The organism is Spiroplasma sp. SV19, assembly GCF_030060925.1.
In the GTDB taxonomy this organism is placed as follows: Bacteria; Bacillota_I; Bacilli_A; order Mycoplasmatales; family Mycoplasmataceae; genus Spiroplasma.
In genome coordinates, this window is sequence record NZ_CP045455.1 from 801,017 (window position 1) to 814,113 (window position 13,097).

A 13,097-nucleotide genomic window follows, 5' to 3' on the forward strand; every position below is an offset into this window, starting at 1 on the left:
TTCTTCCTTTCTAGCAGCTTAAAATGTTGGTGGTGTTGATATTCATAATACTTCAACGATGTCAACTGTTTCATTTTTTAAATAATGTTGGTTATTACCATATAAATAAAAACTATCTTTAACCTCTGCCTTTTGTGCTTTTGACCCCGAATAAACCATTATTGTTCCCTTTAAAACATATCCAAAAATTTCACCTTCAAATGGTAAAATCCGTTCGGATTCACAATATGGTTTAATCTGAATTAAAATTGGTTCTAATTCGTTTGCTTGCGCATTTGGAACTAATCATTCAATGCGATAATTATCTTGTTCAACCTCATAATGATCATCTGCTTGATAAACAAACTTCCTATTCTTTTCTTGTTTAAAAAAATCTGCTAAGTTGGTGCCTAAAACTTCTAAAATATTTTGAAGCGTTTCAATACTGGGCGAAGAAATATCTCGTTCAAGTTGACTAATAAAACCTTTTGTTAATTCACATCGATTAGCTAATTCCTCAATTGTTAAATTGTTTTTCTGACGTAATAACTTAATTCTTTCCCCCAGTAACATATGCAACCCTCCTTTTTGCAATTTTGTTTAGTGATACTAAACTTTTTGTTTTCAAATTGCAACCACGTTAATTATAGGGAAAACGAAAAAAAATATCAATACTTTTTTGATATTTTTTACTTTTTAAAATACTTATTAATTGCCTTAGCAACCCCTGAACGGCGATAATGACCTGTTGTATCATCTGAAATATCTTTAATATGGTCTTTTGCATTTCCCATTGCAATTCCAACTCCTGCTCATTTTAACATTTCATAATCATTTGACCCATCACCTATCGCAATAACTTCCGATGGTTGAATATTATATATTTTTGTCAAATATTCTAAAGCATCTTTTTTATCACTATTTTTTGGACTAATTTCTAGATTTAGACTTTGATTTGACAAATATGATCAATCAAAAACATTAAATTCATATTTCACTAAAATTTTTGCCTTAAATTTTAAAACATTTTCCTTTTTACCACTGACCACAAACTTATATGCTTGATCATGTAAAGTCGCATTATTTTTTACTAAAATTCGCTTTCGTTTTGTATGCATACTCATCCATTTCACCATAAAACCAGAATTAGTATTAACATATGCTATATGATCATTAGCAACAGAATAAGCTCATAATTGAATTCGATATTCATTAGCAATATTAAAAACCGTTATTAACTCTTCATTTGCAAAAACATTTTGTTGAATAATTTTCTCTTTTGCAAAGTCATAAATAATACCCCCATTGAAACCAATCACGGGCATCTGTTTTTCAATAATTCCTAATTTTTTGGCCACTTTTCGAATTGCACCAATACTACGACCAGTTGCAATAATAACTTTAATATTATTTGCTAATGCTCATTTAACTGCAGCAATATTTTGTTTTGAGATGCGATTTCGACGAGCTGTTGTTCCATCTAAATCAAGGGCAATTAACTTATATTTCATTAGTTTTTCTCCTTATTTTCTGTATTTTAATTATATCTAAAAATTAAGAAACCAAGAGATATTTCACTAAACTTTGGACTTTATCTAACTTTTCTCAAGGTAATTCACTATGATAACGGCCAAAATGACCATAAGTTGCTGTTTGCTGATAAATTGGTTTTTGTAACTCTAATTTTGTAATCATTGCTTGCGGTTGAAAATCAAAGTTTTCTTTAATGGCTGTTAAAATTACATCATTGGAAACTAAGTTTGTTCCAAATGTCTCAACAAAAATTGAAATTGGTTCAGCAACACCAATTGCATAAGATAATTGAATTTCACAACGTTCAGTTAATCCCGCTGCAACAATATTTTTAGCAACATAACGTGCCATATAAGCTGCCGAGCGGTCAACTTTTGTTCCATCCTTGCCAGAAAAAGCTCCGCCACCATGACGAGCATAACCACCATAGGTGTCAACAATAATTTTACGACCAGTTAATCCGGCATCGCCCTTTGGTCCACCAATCACAAAACGTCCCGTTGGATTAATTAATACTTTAAAATCTAAATTCATTTTAAATTCTTTCACAACTGGTTCCATAATTTCGGTAATAATAAATTCCTTAAATTTCTTTTCATTAATATCCTCGTCATGTTGAATTGACATTAAAATTGTATCAATAAAAATATTTTTACAATTTGTTAAGTCTAATGTTACTTGTGATTTCATATCGGGACGAGCTCCTTGAAAAATTCCTTCTTTGCGTAAAATACTTGCTCTTTTAACTAATGCATGTGCCAATGAAATTGCCAAGGGCATATAATTATCTGATTCATTTGTTGCATAACCAAACATAATTCCTTGGTCACCAGCACCAAAATTATCAACCCCTTGTGAAATATCTGGTGATTGCGTTTTAATTAAAATTTCAATTTCACAAGTTTTTCAATCAATTCCTCACTCAGCATTATTATAACCGATGTCTTTCAAAACTTTTCGTGCCACTGCCGCATAGTCAACATTTGCTTTTGTTGTAATTTCTCCACCAATAATAACACGGTTCGTGGTAATAAAACATTCACAAGCAACTCGTGAAAACGGATCTTGTTGTAAACAAGCATCTAAAACAGCATCAGAAATTTGATCACAAATTTTATCAGGATGTCCTTCTGATACTGACTCTGAAGTAAATAAAATTCGCTCTTTTTTCATGTCTTTCCTCCTTACTCATAAATAAAACCACATCATAACAATGTGGCATTAATAACAATATGTTTACACTTTAAATTAATAGTTAACTTTATTCAATAACTAATAAATCTTATTGGTAGCATATCATCTTGCCCTGCTAAAAGCACCTTCTAATTCAATATAGGGTTGCTAGTGGATCATCGTTTAGCGTACTAACCACTTCTAAATAAGTTTTATGTTGTTACTTGACAACATATTTATTATAACTTAAAATTAAGCAATTTTATTTAAAATTAATAATTTCTGTAAAAATTTTATCATCAATATTTTGATCAGTAAAAAGATAATGCTTCGCTGTTGTGATTTTTAAAATATTAATCACTTCATTATTAATTAAACTTGTTTTTTTAGCATTATAAAATTTATCATTTTCTGCTTGAACAATTAAAGTTGCTAATTTTATTTTATTAAGTTGCTTAAGAACTTTTTTATTTAAACAATTAAACTGCAAAATTTGATTTAAAAAATAAGTCTGCTCTTTTTGCCCCATTAATTGACTATAACTTTCATTTTGACTTAAACTTTGATAATCAATATGAATTTTAAGCAATTTATTTAAATTAAAAAGAAAACCAAAACCAATGCCAATTTTACTGCCAATTGAAAAACGAATAGCCTTATGATTAGTAACGGGATTAACTAAAATAACTTTCTCAATTAATGGTTGTTTTTTTAAAAGTAAACCAATTAAACTGCTTGAAAACCCTTCTAATAATAGAATAATTTTCTGCTGTTCATACTTATTTTTTAATGCTGTAATAACATCAAAAATATCATTAACTAAAACACCAACATTTTTAATACAAGTTGATGCATTATCTTTAACATTTCGTTGGTTAAAAGTAATAACACTAATGTTATTTTTTAATAATTTGGCACTATTAACTAATCCCATAAAATTTTCTTTGGCCCCATATAAATCATGCACCGCTAAAAGAATATATTCCCCATTTTTATTAACTGTCCCCAATGTTGTTAATTGATACTGATCAGCAGTAAGAAAATGTTTATTTTCAATATACTCTGGTAATTGAATTTGCCCTGGTTTTGCTTTTTTATTGAAAAGACGATAAAACCGAAACAACAAATAACAGCAAAACATAATTCCTAAAATGGCACAAACAATAATAATGATAAAATCTGTTTTAATAAAATTAGTCATTCAAACTTCTCCTTTTTTATCCTAAAAAGTCTGCTTCATTTTCGGGACGAATTAAAATTCGTTCAATCGAAACCGCTTTATTTGTTTTATCATCCACATTTAATAAGACAGCAGAAAAAATTAACTGATCATCATTTTCTGCTGGTTCAAACCGCACTGGTAAACCGGTTTTTTCTTTAATAATAATCTCATCTGGGTTAGCACCAATAATTGAATTATAACTCCCACACATTCCAACATCAGTAATATATGCTGTTCCTTGTGGCAATAAGCGATTATCTGCTGTTTGCACATGGGTATGTGTTCCAAAAAAACCAGTAATAATCCCATCATAATTCCAAGCAAACGCCAATTTTTCAGCACTAGCTTCGGCATGAAAATCAACAAAATGTAAGTCACTATCATCATCCGCAATAATTTCTTCAAAAATAGTATATGGATTATCCACTGGGTCCATAAAACTACGACCTATTAAATTAGTTATTCGAATTTTTTTATTATTAACCTTAATCATGACAGTTCCCTTTCCCGGGGTAAATGAATTCATATTTGCTGGTTTTAACAAATCATTAACTTCCTCAATATAATTTAATACCTCTGGATTACGAAAAATATGATTACCAGAAGTAATAATATTAATACCATATGATTTTAACTCATTGTAGTGATGTTTTGAAATGGACTTCCCATGGGTTGTATTTTCACCATTTGCAATAACTAAATGTACGTTATATTTTTTTACTATTAAAGGTAAATATTTACTAACTGCTGTGCGCCCAATTTTTCCATAAATATCACCAATCATTAAAATGTTCATTAGAGCCTCTCCTTAATCATTATCAATTTCTTTTAACTTTTTTATTAACAGATCACATTCCTTAATTTTATCAAACTGTTGGTAAACAACTTCGCGCTGTTGTTGCTTATATCCTAATTGTAAATTTTGCTCAAATTTATGCAAAGCATTTGTAATTTTTAATAATGAATCATAAACTGCATTGCGAGAAACATTTCTTTGCCCAGCAATTTCACTTAAAGAATAATCATCAAAAAAATATAATTCAAAATATTCAATTTGCTTAGGTGTCAATAATGAACTATATAAATCATATAAAATAATTAATTCATTTGTTTTTTTTAGATCCTTCATTATGCTTCTTCCACTTCATCACTATTAAATAAATCTTTGGTTAAATTATAAATATATTGTTCAATATCAAATTCTTGCAAATCTTCTGGTTGTTCACCAAGACCAATTAGTTTAACTGGAATATTCAACTGATCTTTTATTGCTAAAACAACACCACCTTTAGCAGTTCCATCCATTTTAGTTAACACAATCCCCGTTACATTTGTTACTTCAGAAAAATTTTTGGCTTGTGAAATTCCATTCTGACCAGTAACACCATCAATTACTAATAATGTTTCATGCGGAGCATCCGGAATTTCACGTTTAATAATCCGGTTAATTTTATTTAACTCATTCATTAAATTAACTTTATTTTGTAAACGACCAGCAGTATCAATTAAAACGACATCAACTTGGTCATTTTTTGCTTTCATTAAGCCATCATAAATCACACTGGCGGGATCTTGTCCTTCTTTAACTGGTTTAACAATATTAACTTTTAACCGTGTTGCTCATTGGTTTAGTTGTTCCACTGCCCCAGCACGAAAGGTGTCTCCCGCCACTAGTAAAACTGTTTTCCCTTGATCAAGAAATTGTCTAGCTAATTTCGCAATTGTTGTTGTTTTTCCAGCTCCATTGACACCAACCATTAAAATAACATTTAAGCGCTTATCTTTTAAATTTAATTGGTTTTGTTTACTTTTCGGGTCATTATATAGATCCATAATTACTTCCACCAAATAATCATTTGTATCTTCAATACTTCATCCTTTTTGCACTTTTTTTCGAATTTGATCAGTAATTTGCATAACCATATTCATGCCCATATCACTGGCAATTAAAATTGCTTCTAAGTCTTCTAAATATTCATCATCATATTCTTTATATTTATTTGCTAATTTTTTAATATCATTTGAAAAAGTTAACCTTGTTTTACGTAATGCTTTTTCCAATTTAACTTGTTTTTTTTCTTCACGCTTTGCTTTTAACCTTTGAAAAAAACCCATTTTTAACTTCACTCTTTTCTATTTCTTACGATAACTTTACCATAACTTTAAACATATCTTTATCCATAAAAGCTTCATACGCTTGTAAAACTTGATCTTTATTAAAAACTTTTGTTACTAATTGCATTGGTGAAATTTCTTTTGCATCAATCTTTGCAACTAATTCATCAAGGGTATAAGCATTTAAAATTCCCGTGTGAACAGTAATGTTTTGATATCATAATTGTTGTAAATTAAAGACAACAGCTTTATTAAAAACACCGATTGTAATAATTGTACCATTAAAATTAATCATTTGTTGAGCCTGTTCAAAGGTTCCACGATCATTACCAACACATTCAATCACCAAATCATATTTAATATTAAAACTAGTTTTAGTACTATCATATCCTCTGTGTGCTCCTAATTTTTCAAAATAACTTAATTTTTGACTATGATGACCATATACATCAATTTCTTTATGATACTGCTTTATTAATAAGAGAATTCCCAAACCAATTGGGCCATCACCAATGATTGCAATATTATTAATATTTTGGAAATTAATTTTTTTAACCACATTTTCATAACCCGTTGGTAAAACATCACTAAGCATTAACGCATCAGCTAAATTCATTGTTGACGAAATTTTCACAACACTATTGTCACCATATGGAACACGGACATATTCCGCATGTGTTCCATTAATTTTTGTTCCCAAAACAAAACCACCATTAATACAATTTGCAAAAGCTTTACGAAGACACCATTCACAAATATTACAATGAATAATACATCCAATCGCTACGCGGTCACCAACCTTAAGTTTAATGACACTACCCCCAACAGCAGTAATAATACCAACTCCCTCATGACCCATAATGGTATTGGGAGCAACACTATCATCTTGGCCTAGATAAGGACGATAATCTGCATGTGAAAAAGTAAACCCTTCAATTTTAACAATAATATCTGTTGGTTCAATAATAACTGGTTCCATAGTTTCTGTTCATTCAATTTTATTTTTTTCTTTAAAAATTAATGCTTTCATATTTTTGCCCTCTTTTCCTTCTACTTATGATTATACCCAAATAATAACAATATAAAAAAAGAATAAACTAAAACAACTTTAATTAATATTGTTTTAACTTATTCTGAAACTTGTAATGTTCCGCGTTCAATTTCTAACGAAATGTTAGGATCAACTAAATCAGTAAATAATCGTTGATGTGGCATTTTAGTATTAAAATATTGACGAGAATTTTTACGAATTAATTCTTGATTTTCATCACTTAAATTTATAAAAACTCACGCATCAGTACAAACTGGTAAGTTATTAAACATAATAACTTCTGCGGCATACATTTCTGCTAACTGAACACTATCTTTAACATTTTCATCAAACGGAACTAAAAAATTATCTTCTAAATCATAAATCTTTTCTTCTGAAGGATCATTTGCAATCCCAATTCCAACTCTTACCTCTTTTACCGCTTGATGTTTTTCATATAAGGTATAGTTAATAATTTTAACAGTCGTATTAATGTAATTTGCAATTTCAATTAAATAATCTAAACCACCATCATCTTCATATAATGCTAAATAAATATCTTCGTGACGATGGATTCCAATAATATTTGCTGCCATTTTGAGAGAATTTAAAATTGTTTCTTCTAGACTAGTAACAATCCACTGATAAGTTTCTTTATTATATGTTTTTTTAATTTCTTTTTCATTAATGAAACGCACAACAATCGATGAAATCGACTGATTATTATTTTCTTTTACATAAAAGGGTGGTAATTGTAAATTTGATAAAGCAACCCGATTACGGTATTCGTTCATTCGATTTTTGCTATAAACATATTCTTTTAATATATCAATTGTTTGTTGTGGATCTCATGTCATTTTGTTTACCCCTTAGTTAAAAAATTTGCCATATTAATTATACTACAAAATGGAACCAAAAGAAAGATGCTAGTAAAATCAAATAACAGTCGTCAAATTATTTGCTGTCTTAACGTTTCTGACGTAATCGTTCGTTATCACGTTGCTTAATTAATTCGCGCTTATCATAATTCTTTTTCCCACGAACCAAAGCAATTTCTAATTTAGCATAATTGTTTTTTAAATATAACTTTAACGGTATCACTGTTAAACGCTCTAACTTGATTCGTTGCAAAATCTTTTTAATTTCTACTTTATGTAAAAGTAACTTTCTGGTACGATCAGGTTCAGGAACATAAGCTGTCGAAAATTTATACTGCGCAATTACCATATTAATAACAAACGCCTCATTTTTACGAATAATAACAAACGCCTCATTAATAGAAACATCCTTATTGCGAATTGATTTAATTTCACTTCCTGTTAAAGCAAGACCAGCCTCATAAGTTTCAATAATTTCATAATTATAGCGTGCTCTTTTATTAATTGTAATTATTAACATTATGATCAACTCCTTGCTTAATTAATTCAAAATCAATTTGACGTAGTTTCTTGCTTGCTTTTTTAACTCTTATTTGAACTTTTTTTCCTAAAAAATATTCTTTTCGTTTTCGTTCTCCAATTAATTTTAAACTTTTTTCATCAAAAAGATAATAGTCATCATTTAAATCAGTAATGTGTACTAAACCTTCAATAGTGTTTGGTAACTCAACAAAAATTCCAAATGCCGTAACACCAGCCACAATACCATCATACTGATAACCGATTCTGCTTTCCATGTATTCTGCTTCCTTCATTTTATTAACTTCTCGCTCACACTCCATTGCTCGTAACTCTGCCAATGATGACTGTTGACTAGCGTGTCCTACCAAAGTCCGTGTTTGTTCTAAATCAGCAACTTTCACTTTTGCTTGAAACAAATATTCTTTTAACAACCGATGCACAATCAAATCAGGATAACGACGAATTGGAGAAGTAAAATGTGTATAACACCAAGAGGCTAATCCAAAGTGGCCATCATTAATTGGACTATACTTAGCTTTTTCCATACTACGCAAAACTAATGCTGAAATAACCTTAAAGTTTTCTTTATCTTTTAGTTTATTTAAAATTTGTTGCAAGTCTTTTGAATGAATATTTTCCATCTTACCTTTAATATTTAATCCCAAATAAGACAATTGAGTGTATAAATCAAATAATTTTTTTGGTTTTGGTTTATTATGAATCCGATAAACAAATGGCAAATCCATTCAATAAATTGTTTCAGCAACAGTTTCGTTTGCACGAATCATAAAACTCTCAATTAATTTTTCAGCATCAGCACGTTCCCGAGTAACAATATCTTTAATCTTACCATTTTTATCAACAATAAACTTTGGTTCATCTAAATCAAAATCAACAACCCCATCTTGTTGTTTCTTTCTCACTAAAATTTGGTACAACTGATGGGCCAAAGAAAGCATCTTTGTTAACTCACTTGGCACTTGATTTTTTTCCTGACGAAAGAATTTATTGACTTCGTCATATGTTAACCGTGCTTTTGAAACAATAACTGCTTCATAAATACTTGAAGTAACAACATGTCCTTGCTCATCAATTTCCATTTCACAAGTTAATGTTAATCGTGGTTCAAAAGGATTTAACGAACAAATGCCGTTACTTAATTTTTCTGGTAACATAGGAACAACACGATCAATTAGATAAACAGAACATCCCCGATTAAACGCTTCTTTATCAAGAGCCCTATTTAAGGGAACATAATGCGCAACATCAGCAATTGCAACAGATAATAAATAATTACCCTTGGCATTTTTCTTAACTAAAATTGCATCATCAAAATCTTTTGAATCATTACCATCAATTGTCACAAACATTTCATTTTGTAAATCACGACGTAATTTATTTTCTAATGCTTTTGTCACATTAAGGTCTTGTTCAATTTCGTTAGCTTCACGCAAAACTTGTTCGTTAAATTTAGTTGGAATATTAAATTCATGTAAAACTGCTAAAACATCAACACCAACTTGGTTCACATTACCAATAACTTCAGTAACCTTAACTTGCATTAAATTTGTCGTACTATTAATATTTACAATAATACCTTTAATAATTGTATTTTCAATGGCCTCTTTAACATTAATAATTTCAGCCCGATATTGTGTCAATTTATTATTTAAAATTTCTAAATGCTTTTGGTTATTACGATTCTTTTTAACAATTCCAATAACATATTCATTATTTCGTTTAATAACTTTAATAATTTGTGCCTCAATTTTTTTAGCATTATTCTGCTTATGTTTTTTTAAAATAAATAAAACACAATCTTGATCTAATGCATTGTTTAAATCATCTTGCTTAACAAAATATTCTTCTTGTCCATCAGCAATCTTAACAAAACCAAATCCCTTTTTATTAACACTAACAATTCCTTGCAAATAAACTTTTGGATCTAAATAATAAAACCGATTGTGATTTGTAACCGCAATAATATTATTATTTTCTAACTCAACTAAAGTTTTCAACATCATTTTGTTATCATCAATATTATTAATTGCCAATAGTTGTGCTAATTCAATTGTATCAAGTGGTTTTGCCTGTTTTTTTAAAATCGCAATGATCTGATCATGCATATAACTTCCCCCTAAATGAAAAAAGAGACATTTTTAAATCTCTTTAAAATTAATGCCATTATTAGTAATCAACTTTTTTAAAGTAATACTTTGGTTAATAAACTTATCAATAATGTAACAATTAATAAAGTTGATCCAAAGCTTAACATAAAAATTGATAATGTTCGGTCTAATCCTCTTTCTTTACTATTAGCAAATAGTTCATCATTACCACCATTTAAAGCACTTAAACCAGTTTGAGCTTTTTTGTTTTGTAGCAAACCAATAATAATCATAATAATTGAAACAATTAATGCCACAATTTCAAAAGCATAAATAATTGTATTAGCTGTTTGTGAATCAATTGCTAAAAGCATTACACTTGATAGGCTCATTAAAACCGTCCTCTCTAACTTAATTTATGTCCTTATTAATAATACTATAATATTAAGAAAATTATAGCATTTTTAATGGTAATTTTTAATTATTTTGTTCAAGTTTATTTAAGTAGTGATAAATTCCAGCAGCATTATTACTACCAGTAACATCAAAAGCAAGTTTCAATACTTCTGTTGGGGCATGTTCCATTGCAATAGCATATGGTAAAACTTCAAAAGCAGAACGATCATTATAGTTATCACCAAAGTACAAAACATTTTCAATCTTAATATTTGTCTTTTGTGCCTGATTTAAAATATCAACTAAATGTAAAATTGCTTGACCCTTGCTTGATTGTGCATGAACAATATCACAACCATAATCCGATAATTGTTCAACATTAATATTTTGAACTTTTCTTAACACTTGGAACATTTCTTGAAAAACTGCTGTTGAATTATGTTTAGCAACAATTTTATTTGCAGCTTTAATTTTATCAACCTGAAATGGTTTTGCTATTTTCATCCCATCTAAAAAAGCACCTGGTTCAGATTTTATTTTTAAAAGCATTTCACCAGCACAATATAAAGTATCATCGTGCTCATATGAAATCGTAAACTCACACTGATATTTTAATAAAATTGTGACAACCGTTTGAACATCATTAATAGACATTAAACTACTGTAAGCAATTTTGTCATTTTTTGCATCATAAACTAATGAACCATTTGCCCCAATTACATATTGTGAATAATCTTTAATTTTTAAAGCTGTTGTGTAATTATCAAATCCCAACGGCATTCGCCCCGAGGCAATTGAAACATAAACGCCCGCTTCTTGTAAACCAATTAATTTATTTTGAACTATGGCGGGTAGCTCTTGTTGATCTGTAACCAATGTTCCATCAACATCAGTTACAATTAACTTAATTTCATGATTATTAATTTTTAACATTTAGACCTCATTTTCTATTTTAAGATGGTTTGATAAAGATAGTCAGCAATCCCCGCGGCATTGTTATCTTTCCTTGTAACAGCTGTTGCAATCTCTTTTAATTCCGGTGTTGCGTTAGCTAATGCAATCCCATATTTTGCATTTTTAATCATTTCATAATCATTCATTTGGTCACCAAAACACATTATTTCATCTCAATCAATATGAATATTTGCATTATCTTTCAAAGCTGCAGTTAGCCGTAAAATTCCTTGCCATTTATTAACGTTCTTCGGAATAATTTCAATAAAACCATAACCAGTAACCTCGGTACGTAAAGTAGTGCTAACGGCAATTTGTTGGCGTAATCAATTTTGCTTTGTTTCATCATGGCAAGAAATGACAACTTTTCGCATTTGGGGAATGTTATTTCAATCAAGTATTTCTGGTTTAATGTCACTATTTCGAAACAAAAAAGTATCCTCTTCAATAACATTTTTTCGTGAAACAAAAGCTTTGTGCTCATCAAGTGGTGCTAAATAAAAGTCATAACCAAATTCTTTTACAATTGTCATCGCTCATAATGTATCTTTATATGAAATTACTTCATCATAAACATACTCACCTGTTTTTAAATTTAAAACAGCCCCACCATTACTACCAACAACATACTGGCAATTATTAATAATCCCTAACGCCGCAGCATAGTCATATAAACTACTTGGTACTCGTCCCGATGCAATTGTCACTAAAATCCCAGCAGCTTGGATCTTTTGCAATGCTTCAATATTAACTAATGGAATTACTTTCTCTTTATCTGTTACTAATGTCCCATCAATGTCACAAACAATCATTTTTACTGCCATAGGAATTCCTACTTTCTACTACCTATTACTTATTATCTTATCGTGTTTTTACTATAATTAACATAAAAAATCTCAAAAAGAGATTTTATTTTTTCTTATCTAATTAATAATGTCAACTTCATCTGTCAGAATCTTAACAAATTCTTGTTCAACTTGTAAGATTCCTCCGCCAATGCTTAATTTGTGTTCTTGATTATTAATTTTATATGACATTTCAGATGGAATAAGCGTTGAAACAAGCGGAATATGACCATATAGAATTCCCATATAACCAGTTATTGTTCTTACTGTCACAATATCAACTGGGTTATCAACAATCACTCCTTGTGGAGTAATAATTTTTAAAGCAATTTGATTAGCCAT

15 protein-coding genes and 1 riboswitch are annotated in these 13,097 nt (G+C 29.4%); all 15 genes read right to left on the reverse strand.

The genetic code is table 4. From position 1 onward, the window contains the following. Positions 1-18 precede the first annotated feature (18 nt). On the reverse strand, positions 19-552 hold the full coding sequence (locus E7Y35_RS03845) for a helix-turn-helix domain-containing protein (RefSeq protein ID WP_283271672.1): 534 nt from the start codon (positions 550-552) through the stop codon (positions 19-21). 116 nt (positions 553-668) lie between these two features. Further along, positions 669-1,490: an HAD family hydrolase gene (locus E7Y35_RS03850; RefSeq protein WP_283271673.1), complete on the reverse strand. Its 822-nt coding sequence runs from the start codon at positions 1,488-1,490 to the stop codon at positions 669-671. A 43-nt stretch (positions 1,491-1,533) separates the two neighbouring features. Continuing rightward, a complete protein-coding gene (metK, locus tag E7Y35_RS03855; RefSeq protein ID WP_283271674.1) occupies positions 1,534-2,685 on the reverse strand; it encodes a methionine adenosyltransferase in 1,152 nt (383 codons plus the stop codon). 106 nt (positions 2,686-2,791) lie between these two features. After that, a riboswitch (SAM riboswitch) is annotated at positions 2,792-2,897 on the reverse strand. 50 nt (positions 2,898-2,947) lie between these two features. After that, the gene (locus E7Y35_RS03860) at positions 2,948-3,886 is read right to left on the reverse strand and encodes a hypothetical protein (protein WP_283271675.1); all 939 of its coding nucleotides are present in this window, start codon (positions 3,884-3,886) and stop codon (positions 2,948-2,950) included. Between the two features lie 16 nt (positions 3,887-3,902). Further along, positions 3,903-4,703, reverse strand: a complete 801-nt coding sequence (locus tag E7Y35_RS03865; RefSeq protein WP_283271676.1) for a TIGR00282 family metallophosphoesterase — start codon at positions 4,701-4,703, stop codon at positions 3,903-3,905. A gap of 12 nt (positions 4,704-4,715) precedes the next feature. Next, positions 4,716-5,036, reverse strand: a complete 321-nt coding sequence (ylxM, locus tag E7Y35_RS03870; protein WP_283271677.1) for a YlxM family DNA-binding protein — start codon at positions 5,034-5,036, stop codon at positions 4,716-4,718. Next, positions 5,036-6,022 (reverse strand): signal recognition particle-docking protein FtsY, encoded by a 987-nt coding sequence (ftsY, locus tag E7Y35_RS03875; protein ID WP_283271678.1) that lies wholly within the window; start codon positions 6,020-6,022, stop codon positions 5,036-5,038. Before ftsY ends, ylxM begins: the two co-directional genes overlap by 1 nt. A gap of 25 nt (positions 6,023-6,047) precedes the next feature. After that, on the reverse strand, positions 6,048-7,052 hold the full coding sequence (locus E7Y35_RS03880) for an alcohol dehydrogenase catalytic domain-containing protein (protein ID WP_283271679.1): 1,005 nt from the start codon (positions 7,050-7,052) through the stop codon (positions 6,048-6,050). A gap of 98 nt (positions 7,053-7,150) precedes the next feature. Next, positions 7,151-7,909, reverse strand: coding sequence for a hypothetical protein (locus E7Y35_RS03885; RefSeq protein ID WP_283271680.1), 759 nt, complete (start codon positions 7,907-7,909; stop codon positions 7,151-7,153). A gap of 109 nt (positions 7,910-8,018) precedes the next feature. Further along, entirely contained in the window at positions 8,019-8,450 is a 432-nt protein-coding gene (gene smpB, locus E7Y35_RS03890; RefSeq protein WP_283271681.1) for an SsrA-binding protein SmpB, read from the reverse strand. Continuing rightward, positions 8,431-10,578: a ribonuclease R gene (gene rnr / locus E7Y35_RS03895; protein ID WP_283271682.1), complete on the reverse strand. Its 2,148-nt coding sequence runs from the start codon at positions 10,576-10,578 to the stop codon at positions 8,431-8,433. Before rnr ends, smpB begins: the two co-directional genes overlap by 20 nt. A 77-nt stretch (positions 10,579-10,655) precedes the next feature. Then, on the reverse strand, positions 10,656-10,952 hold the full coding sequence (secG, locus tag E7Y35_RS03900) for a preprotein translocase subunit SecG (protein ID WP_283271683.1): 297 nt from the start codon (positions 10,950-10,952) through the stop codon (positions 10,656-10,658). Between the two features lie 85 nt (positions 10,953-11,037). Beyond that, positions 11,038-11,889 carry an HAD-IIB family hydrolase gene (locus E7Y35_RS03905; protein WP_283271684.1) on the reverse strand — a complete coding sequence of 284 codons (852 nt, stop codon included), beginning with the start codon at positions 11,887-11,889 and terminating at the stop codon, positions 11,038-11,040. A 14-nt stretch (positions 11,890-11,903) separates the two neighbouring features. Further along, positions 11,904-12,734 carry a Cof-type HAD-IIB family hydrolase gene (locus E7Y35_RS03910; protein WP_283271685.1) on the reverse strand — a complete coding sequence of 277 codons (831 nt, stop codon included), beginning with the start codon at positions 12,732-12,734 and terminating at the stop codon, positions 11,904-11,906. Positions 12,735-12,833: 99 nt separating this feature from the next. Then, the gene (locus tag E7Y35_RS03915) at positions 12,834-13,097 is read right to left on the reverse strand and encodes a FoF1 ATP synthase subunit delta/epsilon (protein ID WP_283271686.1); all 264 of its coding nucleotides are present in this window, start codon (positions 13,095-13,097) and stop codon (positions 12,834-12,836) included.